Origin of the sequence: Enterococcus sp. FR204 (genome assembly GCF_031143325.1) — a bacterium.
Classification (GTDB): domain Bacteria; phylum Bacillota; class Bacilli; order Lactobacillales; family Enterococcaceae; genus Enterococcus_B; species Enterococcus_B faecium.
In genome coordinates, this window is the sequence record NZ_JAKZIW010000020.1 from 14,414 (window position 1) to 39,586 (window position 25,173).

Annotated in this window: 27 protein-coding genes; 4 read left to right on the top strand and 23 right to left on the bottom strand. The window is 37.7% G+C overall.

Translation table 11 applies throughout. The features are described 5' to 3' along the window. Window positions 1-46 precede the first annotated feature (46 nt). The 3 genes from dprA to ylqF are packed head-to-tail and all read right to left on the bottom strand — an operon-like array spanning window position 47 to window position 2,580. Complete coding sequence (dprA, locus tag RG571_RS06520; RefSeq protein WP_230340907.1) at window positions 47-904, bottom strand: DNA-processing protein DprA; 858 nt, start codon at window positions 902-904, stop codon at window positions 47-49. 55 nt (window positions 905-959) lie between these two features. Then, window positions 960-1,727 (bottom strand): ribonuclease HII, encoded by a 768-nt coding sequence (locus RG571_RS06525; protein ID WP_258430481.1) that lies wholly within the window; start codon window positions 1,725-1,727, stop codon window positions 960-962. Further along, window positions 1,720-2,580: a ribosome biogenesis GTPase YlqF gene (gene ylqF, locus RG571_RS06530; RefSeq protein WP_002296988.1), complete on the bottom strand. Its 861-nt coding sequence runs from the start codon at window positions 2,578-2,580 to the stop codon at window positions 1,720-1,722. Before ylqF ends, RG571_RS06525 begins: the two co-directional genes overlap by 8 nt. A gap of 260 nt (window positions 2,581-2,840) precedes the next feature. Here ylqF and RG571_RS06535 point away from each other — a divergent pair, with 260 nt between their 5' ends. Together RG571_RS06535 and RG571_RS06540 are read left to right on the top strand one after the other, a co-directional pair. Continuing rightward, window positions 2,841-3,239: a VOC family protein gene (locus RG571_RS06535; RefSeq protein WP_002298119.1), complete on the top strand. Its 399-nt coding sequence runs from the start codon at window positions 2,841-2,843 to the stop codon at window positions 3,237-3,239. Window positions 3,240-3,475: 236 nt separating this feature from the next. Beyond that, complete coding sequence (locus RG571_RS06540) at window positions 3,476-4,018, top strand: folate family ECF transporter S component (RefSeq protein ID WP_002298120.1); 543 nt, start codon at window positions 3,476-3,478, stop codon at window positions 4,016-4,018. A gap of 82 nt (window positions 4,019-4,100) precedes the next feature. Here the strand turns inward: RG571_RS06540 and lepB are convergent, their stop codons facing one another. From lepB to RG571_RS06570, 6 genes are all read right to left on the bottom strand, one after another. Further along, the gene (gene lepB / locus RG571_RS06545) at window positions 4,101-4,652 is read right to left on the bottom strand and encodes a signal peptidase I (RefSeq protein WP_308947539.1); all 552 of its coding nucleotides are present in this window, start codon (window positions 4,650-4,652) and stop codon (window positions 4,101-4,103) included. Between the two features lie 151 nt (window positions 4,653-4,803). After that, a complete protein-coding gene (locus RG571_RS06550) occupies window positions 4,804-5,031 on the bottom strand; it encodes a YozE family protein (RefSeq protein WP_308947785.1) in 228 nt (75 codons plus the stop codon). Then, a complete protein-coding gene (gene msrA, locus RG571_RS06555) occupies window positions 5,028-5,546 on the bottom strand; it encodes a peptide-methionine (S)-S-oxide reductase MsrA (RefSeq protein WP_010723912.1) in 519 nt (172 codons plus the stop codon). Before msrA ends, RG571_RS06550 begins: the two co-directional genes overlap by 4 nt. A gap of 19 nt (window positions 5,547-5,565) precedes the next feature. Continuing rightward, window positions 5,566-6,279, bottom strand: coding sequence for a YpmS family protein (locus RG571_RS06560; RefSeq protein WP_002339407.1), 714 nt, complete (start codon window positions 6,277-6,279; stop codon window positions 5,566-5,568). 2 nt (window positions 6,280-6,281) lie between these two features. Beyond that, entirely contained in the window at window positions 6,282-7,178 is an 897-nt protein-coding gene (locus tag RG571_RS06565) for an SGNH/GDSL hydrolase family protein (protein WP_308947541.1), read from the bottom strand. Between the two features lie 157 nt (window positions 7,179-7,335). Continuing rightward, window positions 7,336-8,178: a DegV family protein gene (locus RG571_RS06570; protein WP_002298122.1), complete on the bottom strand. Its 843-nt coding sequence runs from the start codon at window positions 8,176-8,178 to the stop codon at window positions 7,336-7,338. 131 nt (window positions 8,179-8,309) lie between these two features. On the opposite strand from RG571_RS06570, the gene RG571_RS06575 reads away from it, so the two are divergent. Then, window positions 8,310-8,963 (top strand): hemolysin III family protein, encoded by a 654-nt coding sequence (locus RG571_RS06575; protein ID WP_002339409.1) that lies wholly within the window; start codon window positions 8,310-8,312, stop codon window positions 8,961-8,963. 62 nt (window positions 8,964-9,025) lie between these two features. On the opposite strand, the gene RG571_RS06580 is transcribed toward RG571_RS06575, so the two are convergent. The 8 genes from RG571_RS06580 to RG571_RS06615 form a co-directional block, all read right to left on the bottom strand. Continuing rightward, entirely contained in the window at window positions 9,026-9,553 is a 528-nt protein-coding gene (locus tag RG571_RS06580) for a dihydrofolate reductase (protein WP_002288392.1), read from the bottom strand. Window positions 9,554-9,572: 19 nt separating this feature from the next. Then, the gene (locus tag RG571_RS06585; RefSeq protein WP_258430526.1) at window positions 9,573-10,520 is read right to left on the bottom strand and encodes a thymidylate synthase; all 948 of its coding nucleotides are present in this window, start codon (window positions 10,518-10,520) and stop codon (window positions 9,573-9,575) included. An 11-nt stretch (window positions 10,521-10,531) separates the two neighbouring features. Further along, window positions 10,532-12,415: an ABC-F family ATP-binding cassette domain-containing protein gene (locus tag RG571_RS06590; RefSeq protein WP_306702737.1), complete on the bottom strand. Its 1,884-nt coding sequence runs from the start codon at window positions 12,413-12,415 to the stop codon at window positions 10,532-10,534. 167 nt (window positions 12,416-12,582) lie between these two features. Then, window positions 12,583-14,655 carry a sodium:proton antiporter gene (locus RG571_RS06595; RefSeq protein ID WP_002324658.1) on the bottom strand — a complete coding sequence of 691 codons (2,073 nt, stop codon included), beginning with the start codon at window positions 14,653-14,655 and terminating at the stop codon, window positions 12,583-12,585. A 12-nt stretch (window positions 14,656-14,667) separates the two neighbouring features. Beyond that, a complete protein-coding gene (locus RG571_RS06600; protein WP_002290188.1) occupies window positions 14,668-14,943 on the bottom strand; it encodes a hypothetical protein in 276 nt (91 codons plus the stop codon). 361 nt (window positions 14,944-15,304) lie between these two features. Continuing rightward, window positions 15,305-15,760: a hypothetical protein gene (locus RG571_RS06605; protein ID WP_002290187.1), complete on the bottom strand. Its 456-nt coding sequence runs from the start codon at window positions 15,758-15,760 to the stop codon at window positions 15,305-15,307. A 153-nt stretch (window positions 15,761-15,913) separates the two neighbouring features. Beyond that, complete coding sequence (locus RG571_RS06610; RefSeq protein ID WP_002339412.1) at window positions 15,914-17,122, bottom strand: CCA tRNA nucleotidyltransferase; 1,209 nt, start codon at window positions 17,120-17,122, stop codon at window positions 15,914-15,916. 111 nt (window positions 17,123-17,233) lie between these two features. Beyond that, on the bottom strand, window positions 17,234-17,566 hold the full coding sequence (locus tag RG571_RS06615; RefSeq protein WP_002290045.1) for a nucleotide pyrophosphohydrolase: 333 nt from the start codon (window positions 17,564-17,566) through the stop codon (window positions 17,234-17,236). 147 nt (window positions 17,567-17,713) lie between these two features. Here RG571_RS06615 and RG571_RS06620 point away from each other — a divergent pair, with 147 nt between their 5' ends. Further along, entirely contained in the window at window positions 17,714-18,589 is an 876-nt protein-coding gene (locus RG571_RS06620; RefSeq protein WP_002294412.1) for a YitT family protein, read from the top strand. Between the two features lie 81 nt (window positions 18,590-18,670). Here RG571_RS06620 and RG571_RS06625 read toward each other — a convergent pair whose 3' ends face one another. The 6 genes from RG571_RS06625 to rpsA form a co-directional block, all read right to left on the bottom strand. Further along, entirely contained in the window at window positions 18,671-19,252 is a 582-nt protein-coding gene (locus RG571_RS06625) for a ReoY family proteolytic degradation factor (protein WP_002289878.1), read from the bottom strand. Between the two features lie 5 nt (window positions 19,253-19,257). Next, window positions 19,258-20,517: a tetratricopeptide repeat protein gene (locus RG571_RS06630; RefSeq protein ID WP_002298134.1), complete on the bottom strand. Its 1,260-nt coding sequence runs from the start codon at window positions 20,515-20,517 to the stop codon at window positions 19,258-19,260. Window position 20,518: 1 nt separating this feature from the next. Beyond that, a complete protein-coding gene (locus RG571_RS06635) occupies window positions 20,519-21,571 on the bottom strand; it encodes a hypothetical protein (RefSeq protein WP_258430528.1) in 1,053 nt (350 codons plus the stop codon). 228 nt (window positions 21,572-21,799) lie between these two features. Next, complete coding sequence (locus RG571_RS06640) at window positions 21,800-22,075, bottom strand: HU family DNA-binding protein (RefSeq protein WP_002290178.1); 276 nt, start codon at window positions 22,073-22,075, stop codon at window positions 21,800-21,802. Between the two features lie 242 nt (window positions 22,076-22,317). Continuing rightward, window positions 22,318-23,628 carry a ribosome biogenesis GTPase Der gene (der, locus tag RG571_RS06645; protein ID WP_002296982.1) on the bottom strand — a complete coding sequence of 437 codons (1,311 nt, stop codon included), beginning with the start codon at window positions 23,626-23,628 and terminating at the stop codon, window positions 22,318-22,320. A gap of 181 nt (window positions 23,629-23,809) precedes the next feature. Next, the gene (gene rpsA, locus RG571_RS06650) at window positions 23,810-25,039 is read right to left on the bottom strand and encodes a 30S ribosomal protein S1 (protein ID WP_002294406.1); all 1,230 of its coding nucleotides are present in this window, start codon (window positions 25,037-25,039) and stop codon (window positions 23,810-23,812) included. Between the last annotated feature and the right edge of the window lie 134 nt (window positions 25,040-25,173).

The following is a 25,173-nucleotide window of genomic DNA, read 5'->3' on the forward strand; positions in this document are numbered from 1 at the left end:
CCATTCAGAAAACGTTTGTCAAGAAAAGCAAATGAAAAGTATGGTGTTATTCTTTAAATTCTGCCAAGATATCTTCACCCGAAACCGTGCAAACTGCACCGTCTTGGATCAAATGATGACATCCGGTAGAATGTTCTGTTAAAATATTTCCTGGAACAGAAAAAACTGTTCTTCCAAGATCCAATGCTTGCTGTGCTGTTATCAGAGAGCCGCTTTTTTTCTTGGCTTCAAAGACACATGTTCCTTTAGACAAAGCTGCGATAATCCGATTTCTCATTGGAAAACGATGCTTTTTCGGGCCGGATTGAGGAGGATATTCACTCAAAAGAAGATGATCATTTGCAATCACCTCTTGCAAGTCACGATTTTCAGCAGGATAGACTTGCTCTATCCCTGTTCCAATGACTGCGATTGTCCGTCCACCATGAGAGATTGCTGCTTGGTGACCGTATGTATCTATCCCTTTCGCGCAGCCACTGACGATCACATATCCAGCTTCTACCACTGGTTTTAGTAAATAATAAACTGTTTTTTTGGCTAAAGCAGAAGTGTGTCTTCCACCAACAACGCTTAACATGTTACAAGAAAGTAAAGATAGATCACCATTATAAAACAGTACAATTGGCGGATAGGTCAAGTGAAGTAGCTGAGGGGGATATTTGGGATCAAAGCAAGTGATAAACGACTGTTTCGATTGAATTTTGCCCCAGTTAGCGTGAATTTCCTGCCAACTTTTGCGAAACAGCTCCCGATGTGTGGTTATTTTACCTATCTTAATGATGTCTTCAAATCCGATTTCTTTATAAGGATACTGCATCATCCAGTTAGCAAGTGCCCATTTTCCTTGACTACTGATTCTTTTTGTATAAGCAAGTTTCAATAAATTCTCTTCTATTTGATACATCATAAAACCGCCTTTCGTCTCTCTTTCTAATAAGATACGTAAAAGCGGCTGTTTTTTATTGTAAATATTTTTTTACAGGTGCAAAACTTTTACGATGGATTGGCGTAATTCCTTGTCGTTCAAGTCCTTCTAAGTGTTCCTTTGTTCCATAACCTGCATTATGCGAGAAACCATATCCAGGATAAAGCACGTCATATTCTTTCATCAATTGGTCTCGATATACTTTAGCAATGATACTTGCAGCAGCAATCGACACAGATCGTGCATCCCCTTTGATTATTTTTTCCTGCTGGATAGGCAAATCCAAGGTCATCGCATCGATCAACAAATAGCTTGGTACAATGGACAATTTTTCTACTGCTTGGATCATCGCTAATTTACTTGCTTCATAAATATTCACATCATCGATTGTCTGCTGATCAACGATCCCGATCCCGATTGCCAGGGCTTTTTCTTGAACTTGTTGATAAAGAAGTTCTCGCTTTTTCTCTGATAATTGTTTGGAGTCATTCAGCCCTAATATGATCTCATTTTTCGGCAAGATAACTGCAGCTGCCACGACAGGTCCAGCTAATGGTCCTCTTCCTACTTCATCAATGCCGGCAATCCATTGGTGACCTTGTGCGTACCCTTGCTTTTCAAAGCAAAACATTTCTTCATATTTTTCCTTAATTAATGCTTCCTTTTTCAATCGTCGTTCAAAAGAAGCCAGTGCTTGCTGCACGCCTTTGCGTGGATCATTTCTTAATGATTCTAGTGTAGGATCATCTATTCTCTGTATGCTTTTCAATCGTTCTTCGATACTTTGGATGGATTCAGTCATCACTTTTTTGCTCCATTTCTTCGCAACGATCCAGTGTGTATCGTCCAAGTTTTCCTTGGCGAATATCATGCACGACTAATTCGCTGCCGCGATCATAGTCTTCTTTATACCCACGTTTTGCTGTAATATCCATCAGTAATTCCGGTGCCAATTTTTCTTCTTGCTCGATTGATAAACCATAACGATCGCTGATTCTTCCTGAATAATATCGGGCAAAAAAGTCTAATCCGTAAATCGCTAAATCATCTAAATGGACAAGCTGGTCTTTGATCGCGCCTGTCAGCGCTAGTTTTTTGCCGATTTCTTCATCTTCAAATTTGGGCCATAAAATCCCTGGTGTGTCTAACAATTCCAACTCATTACCTAAACGAAGCCACTGCTGACCTTTTGTTACGCCAGGCTTATTTCCTGTCTGTGCAATTTTCTTGCCTACTAGTCGATTCATCAACGTAGATTTCCCAACATTTGGAATACCTAAGACCATTGCCCGAATAGCGCGAGGCTTGATCCCCCGAGCAGCATCTCTTGCCCGTTTTTCTTTCAATGCTTCTTTAGCCGCAGGTACTAGACCTTTAATTCCTTTACTTTCTTGTGCCGTGATAGCTAATGCAAGATGGCCTTGTTTACGAAAATATTCTTGCCATAGCTTTGTCTGTTGTGGATCTGCCAGATCCGCTTTATTCAATAAAACAAGGCGAGGTTTTTGCTGAATGATCTGATCTAGCATTGGATTACGAGAAGATAAAGGTAATCGTGCGTCTACCAATTCAAATACGATGTCCACATATTTCATTTTTTCAGAAACTTCTCGTCGGGCTTTTGCCATATGTCCCGGAAACCATTGGATGGTCATTGTTCTCTCCATTCCTTTCATACCGGAATATTCCCCGGCTTTACTTGTTTTTTTTCTTTTTCAATATAAATTCACTTTTTTATTATAAAGAAATTCCATCTATTAGTTAAGTGAAAGTGAACCAGTCCTCATTCTATCACATCTTCACTTTTTTGATGATGTAAATTTTTATTTTGGTTTCTATATATGAATCTAAATTTTTGACAGCGTTTCCTAAATAAGAGATGATAGACGAACAAAACGGAAAGGAGACGAAACAAATGAATAGTATGGTTTTTGTTAATTTTCCTGTTGCTGATGTCAATCGTTCCGTTGCTTTTTATGAAAAGCTGGGTTTTAAAAAAAATGAAGAATTTTCTACTGAAGAAGCTGGTTCAATGGTATGGGATGACACTTTTTGGGTAATGCTTCTCTCTCATGATTTTTATAAAAAATTTATAAAAGATAAAGAAATAGCTGATAATAAAAAAACAAGTGGTGCTTTGATTTCGTTTAGTGTTGAAAACGCGGATGAAGTAAAAAAATTTGCTCAAATTGCAAAAGAAAATGGTGGTACTTTCCACGAAGTAGATATGGGAATGCCTGAAGAAGAAATGTTTTCATTAGAAGTCCAAGATCTAGACGGAAATACATTAGAACCCGTATGGATGAAGATGTAAGCAGATAACTAATCTGACGTTTTTTATAACAAAAAAACAAAGGCGGATGATACGATAAGTATTCTCCGCCTCTATTTTTTTCATTCGTACAATCTCTTTTTTACAGTTTATAAAAGCAGTCTTCTCACCCTTTTTTTAATTGTTAAATGCCAGTGTATGTAAATCACCAATGTGTCATGACACATTGGTGATTTTATGGTATCCTTTTATTATTAACTGACAAAGGAGAGAATATTTTGAACACTTTGATTGCAAAAGACGTTTTTAGATTGCCCGAAATGAATGCAAGATTGTTGTCGACCTCTGCTCTTTTATTAGCCCTTGATGTCATCTTATACAAAATAGCGATTGGTCCTGCTTATTTTCAAATCACATTCGGATTTTTAAGTATGGCGCTTATGGGTTATCTATATGGACCGATCTGGGCTGGTTTGCTTGAAATGTTGTCGAACACTTTAAATTTCACGATATTTGGTTCAGGAACGTTTCAAGCTGCTTTTCTTATCACGGCTTTCCTTGGTGGATTTATTAATGGCTTATTTTTATATCATAAAAAGATAAACCTGCCTTCCGTCATCGCTGCCCAATTATTGATTATGATCCCAGTCAGCCTTTTTATCAATTCTTGGCTGATGTCTGTTTTGTTTGGTGCAGATTTCAAAGTGATTTTTCTAGGTAGAGTCATCAGGAATATGATCCAAATCCCTATTCAAATAATGGTTGTTTATTCATTTATCAAAACTTTAGAGGCTAGAAAAGTGTTTAAACGAGCTGTTTGATTTTACGTACTAAGGTAGTAAACTGATTTTGGATTAAACAATAAAGCGTGCAGTCTCAACAGACTGCACGCTTTATTGTTTCTCACTGGATCCATTTTATTTCATCAAGTGGATAATAGACAAATCTTGCTTTACCTAGAATATCAGTTTTATTGATCGTGCCAAACGAACGACTATCTTTTGAAACTCTTCGATTATCTCCAAGTACAAAATAATTATCTTCCGGAAGCTTGGATTGTCCCGTTAGCTCTTGTAGTGTAAAGTCCGTCGTATAGGATGCATTTGCATGATCTGATTTCAGGTTTTTAGTTAGATAAGGTTCCTTAACTACTTTCCCATTGATCTTCAATTGATCATTTTGGTAGCTGACATTTTCTCCTGGAAGACCGATTACTCGTTTGATATAAATCGTGCCATCTGCTAATTGAAAAACAACAATATCAAATCGTCTGATCTCCGAAAATTTTTCCATCACAACCATATCACCTTGCTTCAACACGTTTTCCATTGAATTGCCTTCCACTGGTACCGGGATGAATAAAAATCCCCGCAACATGAACGCAAGGAATACAGAAACAAGTAAGTATTTCAATACAAGCCAGAAGCGATTAATATAGCGTTGTTTTTTTGTCAATCTCTATCAATCCATCCCTCGTTTTTTCATTCTTTCTTTATTATAAGAAAAATATCAAAAAAATGCGACTAGATAGCTGAAATAAAAATAATTCTTTCAATTAGGCTATTGGACAAAAAACTTTTTTGATCATAAAGTACAAAACTATCTCTTATATGTCATGATTATTTTCTAAATATTTTTCCCATGCTTCGTCAAAGATATCCATGGACGCCAAATAGTCGACATTCAGTTCCAGATAATTAGAAATTTCTTCGTAGCTAGAGCTGTGCTTAGGAAATTGGATGTCTTTACCGGCTTCTGTAGCGAAAACAGATAAAGCATCATGTGTGCCACCGCCTCGCAGTGTCATTAAATAATGAAAAAAGCTTCGATTCACCCTTCGTTCCTCCAATTTTCTTCGATAAAGGCAGCCCGGCGTGCATGGTTTCTTTTAAAATTTTCAGGATGCTTTTTATAATACTCTTGATGGTCTTCTTCTGCTAGATAAAATGGTTGGGCTGGTTCGATTTTTGTAACGATTGGCTGTTCGAAACGTCCACTTTCAGCTAACTGTTTCTTACTTTTTTCAGCAATGATCCGCTGTTCTTCTGTCAAATAAAAGATCACCGGGCGATAATTGTCACCGCGATCCTCGAATTGTCCGAAAGCGTCAGTTGGATCAGTTTGCTGCCAGTAAAGTTCTACTAATTGTTCATATGAAATCAATGTTGGATCATAGATAATCTCCACTGCTTCTGTATGTCCAGTCGTTTGGCTTTTTATTTGTTCATAAGTCGGATCTGGTACATGCCCTCCAGTATATCCTGACATCACTGTATGGATACCAGGAAGCGTGTCGAAAGGCTGGATCATACACCAGAAGCAGCCTCCTGCAAATATTGCTCGTTCCATTATGATTCCCCCTCTAATACTACTCATCCGATGATTTTTTATTTTCTTTTGTCTTGCTTTTAGTACTGCTGGTGCTAGTTTTGTTGGTATTTGAGTTGTTTGAAGCATCAGAGGTATCTTTTGGCAAATATAGACTAAACCGAATGTCATCATTTACTAAGTCGATTTTATCTGCTTTAATATACATCCCGTTTTGCATTCGGAATTGATCCAACCTAAGCATGATAGTCAGATCATCTGTATTGACTTCGATCCAATCTGGTAATTTATAGTTTCTCTTGATCATATTCATCACATCTTTGATTGGCAAACTCAATGTTCCGATAGAAAGACTTCTAGCTTTTAGTTGGACATTTCCGTTTTCCATCACATACGGATCAAAATATAAATAGAAATCGATAGGAAAACCTAGTACTTCGAAAGTACCATTGAGTAGTGCTTCATTTTCCAAATAAAATTTATATTCAATATCACTATCTTTTTGATACTCACTAAGGAAAAAGCTGATGATTTGATTGACTTTTTCTTTATTTGAATTGATCGTTAAGACAGGATCTCCTTGTCTTTCCGTAAGAGCTGGTATTTCTGGGAGTTCTGGTTCCCGATTAGCAAAAATACGGCTGCCTAAAAATACGGTCGAACCAAGTACTACCCCAAGAAGGATAAGGAAGGCGAATTTCCAGTAATTTGTTTTCTTTGTTTTGTTTGAAGATACGTCAGATCTTGTTTTCATGTTTATTGATCATCCTCCTTCTCTAGCCATTGGTTTTGTGTCTCGATCAGCTGATCTCTCACTGCATTTGCCATCAATTGATAACCTAAATTATTTGGATGGAAATGATCTTCTTCATAGAGCACATTATTTTTGATGCCATTTAGATTTTCTGTCGTTCTAGTTGATTGATCTGTTCCTTCTTCTGTGACACCTACTTCCTGATTCAATCCTTGATAAAGCAAATCATTGATTGGGATAAAGTAGCAGTTCGGCATTTTTTTCGTCACCGTTTCTGTTCCTTTGTTCCAATTATTTACAATTGTCTGCATGTCAGTGATCTCAGGAAAGTTCAAATAAAATGGATTGTAGATGCCTAAAATGTAAATAGGTGCGGTTTTATTGAGGGATCGAAATTCTTCCAATAGTTCTGTGACATTTTCCTGATAGTTTTTCAGTGGCTTTTTAAAGGAATTGACCGTTAACCCGAATAAATTATTTTGGATAACTTTCATCAAATCATTACCGCCAACAGTCAGTGTGATAAAATCAGCTGTTTTGATATTGTTTCGAATTTCTTCTTTTGTTTTTACTCGCTTTAAGATCTGGTCACTTCGTTCACCATTTACACCATAGTTTTCTGTTTCAACCGCGGTCAAATTATAACGGTCTTTTAGATCATTTGCGACAAGGGGAACGAATCCTCCTTGCTTGGTTTGATCTCCTACTCCTTCAGTCAGCGAATCTCCGATAGCTATGTAGTGAAGTTTTTCTTTTTTATTTGGATCTTCTCTCACAGTAGTTACTGGTTTCATTAGTGGGCCAGCTTTCGGTATAGAAGCAGCTAAACCTGCATAGATGATGATCGCAATTAATAATGGGAACAAAACGAGGATCAAATGTCGTTTCGTTAATTTCATTTTTTCACCTCTTGTATTCGATTGGTTCTAATGTTATCAAAAATTTTATCAAAAAGGTAGTCTTTATGAAAAAAGAAAACAATTATTTTCCTAATTTTATAAAGAAAAAGAGAATAAGCTGCAAGCCTTTCAGGCTGAGGGCTTATCCTCTTTTCGACTAATCTACATAATACATGATTGCAAACGCGTCTTTACCAGTATGCGTAGCGATAACCGGATTCGTATGCAGTACAGGGATATGCATGTCCGGGAATAATTCTTGCAAACCCTCTTTGAATTCTTGCGCCAATTCTTTTGCATCCGCATGTGAAATACCGATTTGTCGCACATTTGGCAATTCTTTCAGTTCATTTTTCAAATTATTAAACCATTTATCGAACGTTTTCTTTCCTCGCCCCTTAGTTACAGGGATTAATTCAGAATGGGCGAAATTCATCACCACGCGTATGTTCAAAACACTAGACAGCAAACCAGTTGTTCGGCTGATTCTTCCACCTTTTACCAAGTTATCTAGTGTGGATATTCCGATGTATAATTTTGTATTGTCTTGTACTTTTTTGACTTCTTCAAGGATTTCCTCTACTGTTTTACCTTCTTTTGCTAATTCAGCTGCTCGAATTACCTGAAAAGATAATCCTTGGTCAGTGGTATCACTGTCGATAACCGTTACTTTCGTTTTTGTTAGATTACTGGCTTGTCTTGCTGCTTCTACTGTTCCACTCAAGCCTTTTGTCATATGGATCGAAATCACTTCACTGCCGTCTTCTCCTAGCTCATCATACATCGAGATAAATTCTCCAATCGGTGGTTGGCTTGTTTTGGGCAGATTTTTTGCTTTTGCCATCATTTCCATAAATCTTTCGCCGTCTAGTTGGTCATCATCGGGATATACTGTTCCGTCGATCATGATGGATAGCGGCATGACACGAATGCCTAAAGCATCGCGTACATTTTTTTCCATCGTACATGAAGAATCTGTTACGATTTTTACATTTGTCATTATTTTCTCTCTCTCTTTCTTTAACAAGATGCCTTATTCATGTTAAACTACATGTAAGACAATTTCTATTTTTAGTATAACAGACAAATAATGATTTTTCATTAATTACACCTAGTAAAGGAGCCGTTTTCATGGAAAAAACGAAATTTAATCGAACGTATGAAATATTAAATGAAGTGTTTAATGCAGTCACCCATGGAATTGGGACTGGATTGAGTATCGCGGGACTAGTGGTTCTTTTAGTAAAAGGTGCCCACTTGCATTCCTCCCTCCATATTGTCTCTTATGCTATCTATGGATCGATGATGATTCTTTTATTTTTAACGTCTACTTTGTTCCATTCATTGATTTTTACAAAAGCAAAAAAGGTGTTCCAAGTATTCGATCATAGTTCGATTTTTCTTTTGATTGCAGGAAGTTATACTCCTTTTTGTTTGCTGAGTATCCGAGGATGGGTAGGTTGGACTTTATTTGTATTAATCTGGTTGTTTGCGATTCTTGGCATTATATATAAAGCGTTGACGTTGCATAAACGGGAGAGAGTATCAAAAGTATCTACGATCATCTATATTTTTATGGGGTGGCTCTGTGTCGTGGCTGCTGTTCCTCTTTATCACTCTCTTGGAATGACTGGTGTTATTTTGATGGTAGCAGGCGGGCTTTCTTACACGATAGGCGCATTCTTTTATAGCTTGAATTCTATCCGCTATATGCATGTTGTTTGGCATTTGTTTGTTATGTTAGGTGCAGGTTTTATGTACTTCTCTGTTTTATTCTTTACTTAATAAAAAAAATAAAGCTATGGATGGGACAGCTCTAAATAACAGCTAGTCTATCCATAGCTTTTTTATATCGTCAATTCGCCTGTCCCGCTTTTTACAGGATTCTCATTACGCTGATACGTTTCAAATTGATGCGGATAACGATTTTTTTCATCCATTTCTCCTTGACTAGTATTGATCAGTGACCAATCAGACCAGTCAACAGGTGGAAAATAAGCATCTCCATCGAATACATGATGGATGACTGTACGGTATAATATCGTACAAAATGGCAGAAATTCTTGATAAACAGCTGACCCTCCAGCGATGAAAAAGATACCGTCTGTTTCTTTTTCCAGAGCAAGCACGTCTTCCACACTATGCATGACATGCACGCCTTCTGCTTTATAGGAAGAATCTCTCGTCAAAACAATCGTCTGACGATTCGGCAACGGACGGCTACCCATCCCTTCGAATGTTTTTCGTCCCATCACTAGTGTATTTGCTTCTGTCATTTGTTTGAAGAATTTCAGATCATTTGGCAAACGCCAAGGAAGACGGTCTTCTTTTCCAATCAATCCGTTTTCATCCTGTGCCCAAATTGCAGCTAACATTTTCTCATCCTTTCTGATTCTAAACAGCGATAGGAGCTTTGATCGCCGGATGTGGGTCATATCCTTCTAATTGGATATCTTCCATCTCAAAATCAAATACTGACTGCTTTTCCTGATTCAAAACTAAAGTCGGAAATGCGCGTATTTCTCGGCTCAATTGTTCTTTCATTTGTTCGATATGATTGATATAAAGATGAGCATCTCCTAATGTGTGAACAAATTCGCCAACCGCTAAACCTGTTTCATGTGCAATTAGGTGAGTCAGCAACGCATAACTTGCAATGTTGAACGGAACGCCTAGAAACACATCCCCACTGCGTTGATACAATTGGCAGCTTAGCCGTCCCTCTTGAACATAAAATTGATACATCGTATGACAAGGAGGCAAAGCCATGCTAGGAACATCTTCCGGATTCCATGCAGAAATGATCAATCTTCTAGAATCAGGAGTCTTTTTGATTGCTTCGATCACTTCTTTGATTTGATCGATAAAGCCACCGTCTTTTGTTTCCCAGTGACGCCATTGATAGCCGTAGATGTGTCCAAGATCGCCGTATGTTTCAGCAAAGGAATCATCGGTTAGGATCTTCTCGCAAAAAAACTTGCTCTGCTTTTTATATTCTTCATTGAATTCAGGATCTGTCAAACATCTATGGCCAAAATCAGTCATATCTGGTCCATTATAGTCTGGACTTTTGATGTAGCGTTCAAATGCCCATTCATCCCAAATATGGTTTTTATTTTGTAATAGATAGCGGATATTCGTATCTCCTTTTAAAAACCAAAGCAATTCGCTTTTGATCAATCCAAAAGGTACTCGTTTCGTTGTTAACAAAGGAAACCCTTTTTGCAGATCAAACCGCATTTGGTATCCGAATAAGCTTAATGTGCCTGTGCCTGTTCTGTCTTCTTTACGATGCCCTTCTTCCAACAATTTTCTTCCTAAGTCAAGATACGCTTGTTCCATCCTTTTTCCTCCTAATCTTCTACCCATTCACTCAAGTATTCCCACCGTGCCATTTTTTCTTCAAGTTGTGCTTCTGTTTCAGATACGTCGTTTTGCAATTCTTGTAATCGAGTGAAATTATCTCCTTGATGATTCATCTCTTCTTGGAGCAATGAGATTTTTTCTTCAAGTTCTGCAATCTCATCTTCAATCGTTTCCCATTCTTTTTGTTCCATGTAAGATAATTTCTTCTTTTCAGCAGGTTCCTTGCTCTGTATTTTTGGTTTCGCTTTTTCAGCAGGCTGCTGGGTCTCTTTTTGCTTCAGTAAATAACTGGACATGTTTCCGTAATAAAGTTCTTGTTTTCCGTTTCCTTGGAATACTAATAACTTATCTGCTACCTTGTCCAAGAAATAACGGTCATGGGAAACAGTGATCACAGCACCTGGAAAACTTCTAAAATAATCTTCCAAAATCGTCAATGTTGCTATGTCCAAATCATTGGTCGGTTCATCCAATAATAAAACATTAGGTTGCTGGATCAGCAGTTTCAACAAAAATAACCGGCGTTTTTCTCCGCCTGAAAGTTTGCCTATCAGTGTCCCATGCATAAATCTTGGAAATAAAAATCGTTCAAGTAATTCTGCTACTCCGATTTGACTGCCATCTGCTGTTTTTGCTTCTTCAGCAGCTTCTTGTAAGTAAGCAATCATCCGTTTATCTGGTGCCATTTCTTCATTTTCTTGTGTATAATACGCAAGATGAACCGTTTCACCGATAGACATTGTACCGCTATCCAGGGGAATTCTGCCAGCTAGAATATTAAGCAATGTCGATTTTCCTGCACCATTTTTACCAGTAATACCTAGTCTTTCCCGAGATTGAATCAGTAAATCTAAATGTTCTAGCAGTGTTTGGTCATTTATACGGTAACTGCCATCTTTGATTTCCAGTACTTTTTTCCCTAAACGTTGTGTCGCTAGGTTCAGCTCTAAATCATCTTCTTGGTTTACTTGGTACAAGTTCTCCTTTAGATCTTCGAAACGGTTGATCCGTGCTTGCTGCTTGGTGCCACGTGCCTGTACGCCAGCCCTCATCCAAGCTAATTCCTGTTTATAAAGCCGCTTGCGCTTTTCTTCTTGTTCTACTTCTACACGATCACGTTCTGCTTTTTCTAAGACGTAAGCTTCATAATTTCCTTTATACTCGTATAATTTTCCAAATGAAAGTTCGAAGATTCGGTTTGCTACTCTATCTAGAAAATAACGATCGTGGGTAACCATCAATAGTGCGCCACGGTATTGTTTCAAATAGTTTTCCAACCACTCGATCGCTTCATAATCTAAATGGTTTGTTGGTTCGTCTAGTAATAGTAAATCGGGTTCATCAATCAACACTTGCGCCAGACTAACTCGTTTTTTCTGACCACCTGATAAAGTACTGATTTTTTTATCTAATTCACTGATTCCTAATTTTTGCAAAATAATCTTTGCGTTGGTATCTGTAGTCCAAGCATCTTCTTTATTCATTTGTTCTTCTGCTTTAGCATAACGTTTTTGCACATCAGGGTCTTCTCTGTTTTCCCCTAGTTCGATCAATGCTTCCTCATATGCTCGAACAGTTTGGATCAAGGGGCTGTTTCCTTGAAAGACTGCTTGGAGAACAGTTAATTCATCGGAAAATTCAGCTGCTTGAGAAAGATAACCAATACGGTAATCAGTTGGATAAAACACTGTTTGCCGATCACCGTCGCCGCTATCGATACCGGCAATAATATTTAAGAGACTTGTTTTACCCGTCCCGTTCGTCCCAATCAACCCGATACGGTCTTTTTCGTGGACCAAAAAAGAAATCTGGTCAAACAAATCTTTTTCACCATAAGTTTTTTTGAGGTCAGTTACTTTTAATTCTTTCAACATGTTCCCTCCTTATCTTGGATATTGTATCATAAAAATAGTGAACTTCAGGAAAATTTTTTTGGTATTTGTTCTTTTTGTGTTCTCAAAAAAAGAACAGGACCGATTCGATCCTGTTCTGATATGTTTTGTTTTTTATAAAACTTGAAAATTTTTACCTTTTTATTTTATTGGACTCGTTTTTTTGACTTTGCTCGAAACGCAAATCGGAAAGAAAAGTTATCAGATGGTTTGTTCATCGTATAAGATTCTAACAAATTGATATTCCTGCGATAGCTGTTCGCAGAAAACGTCGTGATTTTCTCAGCAACTTCGTATTCATCAATGATTTTTCTTTCAAGATAATAACCTCTTAGCATTTTTTTCGTAAACAGACTATCTTGCTGGATCATCCACGAAGAAATCAAATTCCCCGAGTTCATTTTTATTCCTTCAAGTTTGCGTTGCTGGATAAAAAATTGAACCATCGTTTCATCATAAATATCAGTCAAGTTATCTAAACTTTCAATAATCAACTGAGTATTTTTTTGATATGTCTCTCTGATTTCTTGGATATCTTCATCACTAATAAATGTCTGACGATCAGCATATCTTCTTTGCCAAAACATTTTCGGATGGAGAACGATTCGCATTAACCTACGGACAACAATGAACCAAAAGCCGATAAAAGACAAAATCTGGCTTGTGATAGAATGTTCGAATCGAGAAAGAAAACGGGAGTAAAAACGATAACCATTAGAAGAAAGCTTGCCCGAACGATAACTTTCATCCAATCCATCCCGTTCGATCGACAAAATCAGTGCTTGTATTTCTTGTACTTCTTGCTTTTCATCATCGGTTAAATCTTCCAAGTAAAGATCACGTATCCGTTCTTGATAATTTTCTATCACTGCTTCAGTGGCTAAAAATTCTTTTGTATTACGATCAATTTCCTTTATTTCTTTTCGCAAAACTTCAACGACCTCTTCTAAAATCATCAAAGCATTCAAATCCGTGCTTTTCGCTTCCTCTGTTTCCGTCAGCATAGGCAAGACAATGATCCCTATGACCAAAGTCACTAAGATGACACCCGCCGTCAGAAACAAAAGCAAAGACCGCTGGTAAAACATCATATTATTGATTGAAAATGGCAAAATAAAAATCGTAGCCAAACTGACTGTTCCCTTTACACCGCCAAATGTTAAGATCAAGATCTCGTTCAACTGTTTTTTGAACTTTTTACTGCCATCTTTGAATACATAAAAAAGACTGATAGAAATGAATCTGATCACAAAAAGCATGACAGAGATTAATACGATAATCGCTAATAAAAGACCGTTTGGATATAAACCGTCTCCCCATACTGGCGAGAACACTTGCGTCAATTCGATTCCTAAAAATATAAATACTAATGCATTCAGTGTAAAAGCAATAGTTGTCCATGTACTGTGGGACAAGCTCGACAATTCTGCATCAAACACAGAGATTTTCCTAAAACCAGAAGCTTGGAGAATACCTGCTGCCACTGCAGCAATGATTCCAGATACATCAAATGCCTCTGCCAATACATAGGCTAGAAAAGGAAGCAAAAGTTCGATCAGCAGATACCCTGTGACATCTTGTGCTGATGCTTTTTCGATCAAATGAATTATTTTTTGTTTGAACCAGACAAGCAAAAAGCCGATCAAAGCTCCCCCAATACTAGAAACTACTAGACTCATCCCCGCGTTTACTGCTGAAAAAGATCCGGTGATCAGCGCACCAAGAGCAAACTGGAAGGCAGTAACACCAGATGCATCATTCAAAAGACCTTCTCCTTCCAAAATATGCATCGCCTTTTTAGGGATATTCACTCGTCCAGAAAGAGAACTGACTGCTACCGCATCTGTCGGACCTAACGCTGCTCCAAAAGCAAAGCAGGCAGCAAGTGGGACACTTGGCAACAGGAATGATAACGTCGCACCTACCCCGACAAGGGTCAAAATGACTCCTCCAAATGCCAAGAACAAAATTGTCCCGAAATTTTTGAGAATCGAAGAAATATCTGCTTTTTCTCCTTCTCTAAATAATAATGGTGCAATAATCATAACTAAGAACAATTCAGGTTCAAAATCGATTGATTGTCCCCACTCTGTCAGACCTAATACCACTCCAAGGAAAATTTGGATCAGTGGAGCTGGAATCATTGGCAAAATGCGGCTAGCTATATTCGATAAGGTGATCGTTACTGCAAATACAATAACTAACTCAGCAAATTCCATCGTCCATCCCCTTTATTTTTTATTTTGTGTAAGCATTTTTAAAAATTGTTCTTTTTTCTTTAAAATTTTGGTTTCGACTACTTCAACCTGTGTTTGGTTTCCCTCTAATTCACACTGTACACGTTTTGACTCCAAACGAAGCAGATCATGTTTCAGACGTTCCAACTGACGATACATCAATATATTTCTTTTACGCAACTTACAAAGTATTTGACGGCGGTCATCCATCGAAAGGGCGCCATAGCGATCATGCAACAGTTTTTTTTGTTGTTCAAAACTCTCTCTCATTTTCCAGATCTCCTATACACAAACTTCCATCATTATAGCAAAGTTCTTTTTGGATGAAAAATATTTCATTGTTTCATCATTTATTGCTAGTTAGAAATTTCCATAAATTTTTCAACGCCTCATTCTATTCCAAATAGTATCAGATATCAAGTAAAACTTAAGAAAGATAAAAGTTTCTGACAAAAGGATGTTTACTTTTCCATTCCTGCCTTTCTTGTTCTTTTATCACAACAAAAAAATGGGGCTGCGACAAAAATCTTGTCACAGTCCCTTATTCTGAATAAACGGTGTGGAAGAGACAGCCTATCAGTAGTAATAAGACACATCTCTTTCACAGCCTCATTTTTGCGTAAAAATCGATTTATTCGAAAAATTCCCCGTATACATCTTCTACACGTTGATCTGGATTGATCACGATATACAAGTTACCTGTTTTTTCGCTGATTTTTGTTGATTGATATTGATTGTCTAATCCTTCTGTTCCTTTATCTAGATATGGGAAGTACACAAGATCAGGTGTGCCATTTCGGTAAAGGATTTCCATTCGCTCGATATCTTCGTATTTCAATGCGCGATTAAACATGCCCATTTCCAGTCCGCCTAGGTTGATATCATGTGTCGCAACTGCGTCCCCTTCATGGAAGATTTCGATTTTAAATCCAGCACACGGATGGATTTCAACAAATTCACTGCCATTGATTCGTCCAAAACTTGTTGTGATTTGTTTGATCCAAAGATCGCCGATATGACGGCGATTGATCGTCCAGGTTTCTCCATTTCTAAAATAAAATTTTAGCGCTGTCATTTCTTTACTCATTAAAAAGACTCCTTTATGATGTAATTTATTCTTGTACTACCTCAGTTTAGCACAAATTTATGTAAGTGGTCACATCTTATGTTTTTTCTTCTAATGACGTATCTGCCCACTTTAAGTAGCCAACAAAGCTGAGCAGATACAGTCTAGTGTTTTTTAAATCAATTTTTCTTTCGATAAAAAATCCAAAACCTGTTTTTTATCATTTTTTATTCTTTGTTCTACGACGGCTTTTTCAGCTAATTGCAAAGCTTCACTAACCCACTTACCAGGTTTTTTTCCAGTTTCTTCTAGCAAGATTTTACCATCTACTGCTAATTCGCTTAATGACTTGATAGGTAAACGATCATAGGATTCTCCTACGGCATCCATCTGAGGTGTTTCGTCAAAATAGATCATCAATTCTTCTACTTGCAGTGCATGTTTTTTGCCTAAGAAGTACAATTCGAATGGTTCCAAAGCTCCAGTTTCTCGTTGTCGTAGTCCTTGGACAAGTGCTTGAACGTCTTTAATCATTTGGTTAGAACACTTCCACGATTTCAAAAAGGAACGAATCTCATTTTCTTTTAGACCCAGTTGGCTGATCAATAATGTCCATACTTGGCTCTCTTCTTTCAATGGGACGGATGGTAATTCAGCAAAACGTAAAAGTGCTTCGCCTTCTTCTTTCAAACCGGGACAGCAAATGTAGCACTCTGTTTCAATAAATGCATGGATTCCCGCGGCCCGTTCATTTCCCAAGAGCATCTTGATGAATTCCACATTTATACGTTCTACAGATATTTTACCTAATAGCTCGTGGTTTTCTTTGATGGCGTAGAAGGTTTCTTCCTCTAATTTGAACCCTAGTTGACTGACAAAACGCAACCCGCGCATCATTCGTAAGGCATCTTCATGGAACCGCTCATGAGGATTGCCTACAGCTCGCAAGATCTGTTCTTCTAGATCTTGCAGACCATCGAACAAATCGATGATTTCTCCATCCTCTTTCAAAGCAAACGCATTGATCGTAAAATCTCTTCTTTTCAAATCTTCTGCCAACGAACGAACGAATTCGACATGATCTGGTCTACGGTAGTCCTGATAAGTTGATTCCGTCCGAAATGTGGTGATCTCATATTGTTCATTATTTTCTAATACCAACACAGTTCCATGTTCGATCCCAATATCTATCGTTTTTGGAAAAAGCTGTTTGATTTCTTCTGGAAATGCGCTTGTTGCGATATCCACATCATGGATTGGCTGGTTCAGCAAGATATCACGAACACTTCCACCTACAAAATAAGCTTCATATCCTGCATTCTCTAATTTTTTCAGAACTGGAATTGCCTTTTGGTATTCCAGAGGTAATTGTTTTAATTTCATTTTTCCAACCTTTCCTGCGTGTTTCTTGTACTGAGATAAAGACTCAGTTGCATGGTGACTGTTTGACAAGTCCGTTTCAGAGTCTTCAAGGCCAGGACCACTTCATCTTGTTTACTCGTCCTTACGCTCAAAGCGATTATGGTCTCTTTGATTGAATTTTTCCATGTTCTTTTCAAAAACTTCAGTTAAGTCGATATTCAATGAATTAGCCATGATCATCGTAACGAATAAAACATCACCAAGTTCTTCTGCTACCGAGTTAACTGGTTCAGAAGCCTTTTTGCTTTTTTCTCCATAAGTGTGGTTGACTTCTCTTGCCAATTCACCTACTTCTTCAGTTAATCGAGCCATCTGAGCTAATGGAGAGAAATACCCCACCTTGAATTGCTGGATATATTCATCCACTTCCTGCTGCATACTGTATAAAGAACGCTTTTTATCCATCTTTTTCCCTCCAAAACTATTTTACCAAAACTTTAACGCAAATCCTAGATAAGAGCAATTGAGAAAATCGAATTTCCATGCTACATTTAGGAAGGAATTTCTAAATGGAAATTCTGTGAAAATACATAATTGAAAGCTGGAATTCATATGGTCAAACGAAAAACAGTAAAAGAAGTTCTTTTTATCATTATAGGAACAAGTATTTATGCATTTGGTCTTGTTTACTTGAACATCGCTAATCATTTAGCAGAAGGGGGAGTCTCAGGGATCACCTTGATCTTAAGAGCTTTATTTGGTATTGATCCAGCTTATACGACTTTATTAATCAACATCCCATTGATTTTACTAGGAGGAAAGATCCTCGGTAAACGTTCCTTGGCATATACTGTTCTAGGTACACTTTCTTTGTCATTCTTTTTATGGATCTGGCAAAGGGTTCCACTAGAAATCAATTTACAGCATGATCTACTGATCGTTTCTCTACTTGCGGGTTTAGTTGCAGGTGTAGGAAGCGGGATCGTCTACCGCATGGGTGGAACAACAGGCGGCAGTGATATTATCGCTCGGATTTTAGAACAAAATTACGGCATCACTATGGGGCGTTCCCTATTGGCATTTGATATCATCGTCTTACTTGCTTCATTAACCTATATCGACTTGAAACGTATGATGTATACGTTGATTGTTTCGTATGTTTTCAGTCGTGTGATTGATTCGATCTTAGATGGCGGATATTCTGCAAAAGGTCTACTTGTCGTCTCCAACAAAAGCGAAGAGATTGCACCACTACTGATGACCGGTCTGCAAAGAGGTGTGACTTTCCTTTCTGGAGAAGGCGCATTCTCTGGTAATTCAAAAAAAATCATCTATATGGTCGTTAGCTCTAGTGAATTAACTGAAGCTAAGAGGATCGTCCACGAGATTGACGAAAAAGCTTTTCTTTCAATCATCAATGTGCATGAAGTGGAAGGGCAAGGCTTTACTTATTTGAAGCCACAGACAAGATTACTGAAAAAACTATAAGAAAAAAGACAAAGATAGGCTATGAGGAAAGATTCCACATCCAGCTGACCTTTGTCTTTTTTAGTACTATACTATTTTTAACTAATTGTTATGTTCACTTACCCGGTTACTTTTCTTTTGTGTCTGCAAAAGGATCTTTCGGTTAACTTCATCAGATAATTTCAAAAAAGCATCCCTATCTCCATCTTCTAGTGCTTGATCGATTTGAGCATAAAGCATTTTTAGTTTTGCTTCTTCTTCTTTTTCTTGAAAATATCGTTCAATTAATTCAGTATCTTCTTCACTGACTGAAGAATCCCAAGAAGAAAATGGATTGTCTTCTAAGATAGATAGATATTCTCTTGTCTGCCAAGCATTTTCGAATATACATTCCACATATAAAGGCTTTTTCCAATTCAAACGGATTTCATGAAAAATCTGGTCTGTGTCCGTAAATTCTTTTCCCTGCAAAAACAATTTCATGGGTTCCCCTTCAACAGATAGATCACTGATCTGCAGTCCTCGATCCGCAAAATTCGCCCCTTCAACAAAGTGGACATTGCTTAAAATCGCTTCATGATTGGCAAGATAATTCAAGATCCAAAAAACTTCTCTTCGGCTAAAAGATACATGATTGACCATCCACGTTAAAAAATTCTTCTTTTCCCGTACATCAATTAGCATTTTTCTCACCTCTCTGTTAGGTCATCTAATAATGACAGTGCCTCCATATCTCCTGGTTCAAGTGTTAAATAATAAGTCAATAATTCTTGCGCTCTTTTCAGCTGCCCTTCTTCTCTTAAGAAAAAGGCATACTCTTTCAAGAAATCTGGTTCATGTGATAGTTCATGATAAGCCTGTTCATAGTGTACAGCTGCAACGGTAAAGTCTTCTAATTCATTATAAGCATGGGCTAGGTTCCATTCTGCATAAGGATTAGCAGTTTCTTCCATCTGATTGATCACTTGTATCACATCTTCATATCTTTCATCATCCAAGTAAAGATTGCTTAAAGTAAGTAATGTTTCATCTTGTTTGTCTCCTACTTCTAAAGCTTTCAGTAAAAGTTCTTCTGCTCGCTGTCTATCATGCAGACGGAAAGCATTTTCCGAGGCCAGGTGATAAAGTTCGACTTGGTAAGGATTTTCTTTGATTCCTTCTTCTAACACTGTTTGTGCTTCTTCAATCATTTCTTCTTCTTGAAGAGCTTGTCCTAGATATAGATATAACGATTGATAATGCGGATTAACTTCTCGAAGTTCTTCCAGATAGTTGATTGCCTGCTGATTTTCTTTCAATTGAAGATTCGTAAAAGCTAGCTGGAACAGTCGATCATCTGTCCTTTCTTCTTTCAGTGCTTCTTCTAAAGGTGCGATAGCTGCTTCGAATTCTCCTTGCATACTTAAGGATTGTCCTAAACGTTCCTGCATCGAGATTCCTGAAATTTCATTTATCCCGCTTGCCAACAATGTTTCATAAACCACTGCTGCCTCTTTGAAACGATCAACTGAAAAATACAATTCAGCTAGCGCAAACTGGATCAATGGTTCATCAGGAAGCAACCCAGCTGCTTCTTTCAATTTTGCTTCACTCACTTCAGGGATTCCGATAACTTGGTACAAATCAGCTATCGCCAATAAGCTTTGCGGATAGTAATCACTTTGCTTATCCACTTTTTCCAGGTATTCAAAAGCTAAGTCGATCTCATTATCTTCGATTGCAATTTCTGCTAACGGGATGTTCAGTCCGTCATTTTCTGGGTATTGGTTGATCAGTTGTTCAAAAATCTGTTTTGCTTCGATCAAAAAGCCAATAGCCAGCAATTCTTCGCCTAGTTCAGCTAATATATCTGCTGGGTCTTCTTTTAATGCTTTTTCTAAAAAGATTTGTGCTTGTGACAAGTCTTCATCTGATAAAGCTTGCAACATTTTTTCGCTATTTGTATTCATTTCAATTCCCTCTTATCTCACTGACGATTTGTTGAAATACCATCATTGTTCTCAATAATTCTTTTTCGTTTGGACGTTGGTATCCGTCTATTATACCTATTTTTTCTAAAACAAGTATTTTTTTGCTTTTTTCTGCCAAAAAAAGAACTTTTTCCAAATACTCCATCTTTGAAATCTGTTCCAGCCAGTGGATTGGATAGCCAAGCAAGTCCAGCCACACAAAAAAGTTTTTTAGTTGGAAATCAAAAGGATATGCTTGGAGATTCCACACGAAATGAAACATCATTCCTAAAAATTTTTTCATACTAGCAGAAAGTAGATGGCCATTTTCGGTCAGATAAAAAGCTTGTTCAAACAGTTTACCATAATTTGACAGGTTTTCTGCCTCTAATTGATAAAAATAGATCATTTCTTCGATCATCCCGGCAAACGGCCGAGTCGTTAATTGCTTTTTATTTGGATAGTTTTTATACAGATTTTGCAAAAAACGATGATCACAAATCATTCCGCAACAGATAAAAGTCAAAAAGTCAATCTGCTTTCCGTCCACTTGCCGCTCGCTGATTGTTTGATCATAAACGATGCGTTCTGGCAGATTGATGGTTTGCAGCACTACACGATTTGGTAGCTGCAAAATCGTCCGCTGCGGTGTTAATGCTCGGCTTAGAGAACGGATCGATACAGGGATCATCCATAGTGATGAATCAAGGGTTGTATGTTTTTGAAAAAAACCTGCCAGATCCATGATCCCTTCATTTCCAAATCCGATGACAAACATGGATTGATTTTCGGGATAGCGTTTGACGAAATCAAGCAGGTTCTTTAATTCTGTTAAATGATTGCATTGAGTGTTGGCACAAATATACCAGTCATTGTTTGCTTGATTTGCAAATAACGGGTTGATCTTATCTGCAAACAAATCATAATAGCGCTGATTCGTTAAAAATAAGATTGGCTGATCAATGGAAAGTTCTCTTAGCTGGCTGACTAGCGTTTCTCCGTAAAACACTTTCGTCAACGCATCTTCTACTTGATAATCAAGTTCCGTACGCATCCCTCCTCTTCTTATTTTTATTTTACCATTAGTAAGCAAATTCTAGAAAAGATAAGAGCAAAGCTCACCTCATAACTTGGAAATAAATAAAAATTAAATAAAATACATGTGTTTTCTATGTATGACATACGGATTCGGAATCTCTGTCTCTTATTTATTCCTTTTCTGCTAGGAAATAAAAAGAAAAGCACTTGTAGCCCTAGAGCCACAAGCGCTTTTTCAACTGTCTTATTTAACAGCGTCTTTTAATGCTTTACCTGGTTTGAATGCAGGTACTTTGCTAGCTGGAATTTCGATTTCTTCACCAGTTTGTGGGTTGCGACCTTTGCGAGCTGCGCGTTCGCGAACTTCAAAGTTACCAAAACCGATTAATTGAACTTTTTCGCCGTTAGCTAAAGCATCTTGAATAGTTGAAAATACAGCATCTACTGCTGCAGTTGCATCTTTTTTAGTTAAATCAGTAGCTGAAGCAACTTTTTCGATTAATTCTGCTTTGTTTGCCATGGATAGATTCACCTCCTCCACAAGAGATATGATAGAAATATCATTTAGTTAAAACTTTCTGAGTGGTCCAGAAGTTTAAAAAGAAATATTGATTAACTTCAATATTCTGTTATCACGATATCATATGAACCGCTTAATAGCAAGGTTTTTACCAATTTTCACATGCTTTTTTTAGTCATAGAAACGTAACAAACGAAACTGTCTTTTTCTTTTGAAAAAAAAACGTCGATATGGTAAAATGCCTATTTTCTCCTACGAGGGATAATTCGGATGGACGTCCCTTCAAAAGTAAATGCTTTTCTGATTTGATTTTCTAAGAAACGTTCATAAGAAAAATGCATCAATTCCTCTTCATTGACAAAAACGACAAATGTAGGTGGTTTGACAGCGACTTGTGTAGCATAAAAAATCTTCAGGCGTTTTCCTTTATCTGTTGGTGTTGGATTGATTGCTACAGCATCCATAATGATATCATTCAACACAGCCGAAGAGATACGAAGATTCTGGTTCATACTTACTTGTTCGATCATTTCAGGCAGACGTTCCAACCGTTGTTTAGTCACTGCAGAAACAAAAACGATTGGAGCGTAATCAAGATACCGGAATTCATCACGAATCTCTTGTTCGAAATCACGCATTGTATTGGTTTCTTTCTTTACAAGATCCCATTTATTCACGACGATAATAATTCCACGACCAGCTTCATGGGCGTAACCCGCTACTCGCTTGTCTTGTTCCCGAATCCCTTCTTCAGCATTCAGTACCATCAAAACGATATCAGAACGGTCAATGGCACGCATTGCACGCATCACGCTGTATTTTTCAGTATTTTCGTATACTTTTCCGCGTTTACGCATACCAGCTGTATCGATCATTAAGAATTTCTGACCACTTTCAGAAACGAAGTGGGTGTCGATTGCGTCTCGGGTCGTTCCTTCAATATCCGAAACAATTACACGTTCTTCTCCTAAAATCGCATTGATCAAAGAGGATTTACCAACATTTGGGCGACCAATCAAACTAAACTTAATCGTGTCGTCGTCCTCTTCTTCAGTCTCTTCAGAGAAATACTTCACTGCTTCATCTAAAATATCACCAATCCCTAGTCCATGGCTTCCTGAAACAGGATAAGGATCGCCTAGCCCTAAGGAATAAAATTCATAGATATCGTTTCTCATTTCTGGATTATCTACTTTATTGACTGCTAAAATCACTGGTTTATTACTTCTGTATAAAATTTTCGCAACCATCTCATCTGCGTCTGTCACGCCTTCGCGTCCGCTGACTACACAAATGATTACATCTGCTTCTTCAATCGCGATTTCTGCTTGATGCTTGATCTGATCCATAAAAGGTTCATCGCCAAGATCAATTCCGCCTGTGTCGATCACGCTGAATTCTCGACCTAACCATTCACCTTTTGCATAAATACGATCACGAGTTACTCCAGGAGTATCTTCGACAATCGAGATACGCTCACCAGCGATGCGGTTAAAAATCGTAGACTTACCGACGTTCGGGCGGCCAACGATTGCAATTGTTGGATTTGCCATATTATTTCCTCCTCACAAGTTTCCAATCTCACTTAGTTTAACGAATGCATTGCCAACTTTCAAGCATAGATTGTCAATTAAACGAAGTATTTTTATTCCTTATTGAAATACTAATCGCTTTTCAAAAGAAAAACTGAGACAAAAGCAGCTGCTTTCATCTCAGTCACAGATACAAAATCAATTATTTTTCAGAATCATCGGTTGCTTTTTCTTCTACTTCTTCTTTCAACGCATCACCTAAAATGTCTCCCATAGTAAATCCAGTATTTTCTTCTGGTAATTCATAAGACTCAACATTTTTTGGTTCTTCTTCTGAAGCTGGTTTTTCTTCTAAAGCTTTGATACTCAATGCAATACGATGTTCTTCTGGATGGATCTCTAATACTTTCACTTTCACTTCGTCACCTTCATGAAGCACTTCATGTGGTGTCGCAATATGTTTATGTGAAATTTGAGAGATATGGACTAGCCCTTCTACTCCAGGGAACACTTCAACAAAGGCACCGAAGCTTGTCAAACGTTTAACTGTTCCGTCTAATACTGTGCCAACTGGAGCTTTTGTATCGATTTCTGACCAAGGTCCAGGCTGTGTGTCTTTGATTGACAAGGAAACACGTTCTTGTTCAGGATTGATAGACAACACTTTGACATTTACATCATCATTGACAGCCAATACATCACTTGGTTTTGCTACATGACTATGTGAAATCTCTGAGACATGGACTAGACCGTCAATTCCGCCTAGGTCGACAAATGCGCCAAAATCAGTAAGACGTGCAACACGTCCACTGAGAACATCTCCCTCATGGATAGTTGAAAGAATTTCTTTTTTCTTTTCTTCTCTTTCGTTTTCCACTACCGCTTTATGCGATAAGATCAAACGATTTTCTGATGGTTCGATTTCGATGATTTTAAAGCTCAATGTTTTGCCTTTATAGTCTGAAAAGTCTGCAACAAAATGATCTTCCACCATTGATGCAGGGACAAAACCACGTACACCGACGTCAACGACTAAACCGCCTTTGACAACATTTGTAACAGGTGCTTCGATCACCTTGCCCTCTTGGAAATCTCTTTCGATATCTTCCCAAACTTTTTTAGCATCTAAACGGCGTTTTGAAAGTAGGTAGCTGCCGTTTTCTTTATCTTTGCCGATCGTACTGATAACGACTAAGTCTAATACATCACCGACTTTTACTACTTCGCTGATATCTTCTACCGGCAAAGTTGATAATTCTTTTGCCGGAACGACTCCTTCAACTCCAGCCCCTTCGATTCCGACAATCACTTGTTTGTCTTCAATGACTAAAACTTCGCCCTTAACAACATCGCCAACTTTTACTTCTTGTACGCTTTTCATTGCGTCTTCCATTGACTGGTTGTTCTCTTGATTTTGATCAAATTCTGTCATAACACTTGTCCTCCTAACCAACATTCTGCCGTAAGTACGGTACTGTTTTTAGTTTAATTGATTATTCAAAAAAAATAAAGCGATTTCGTTCGTTTTCCTTGAAAAAACAATTGTTTTTCATTTTTTTTCTTAAT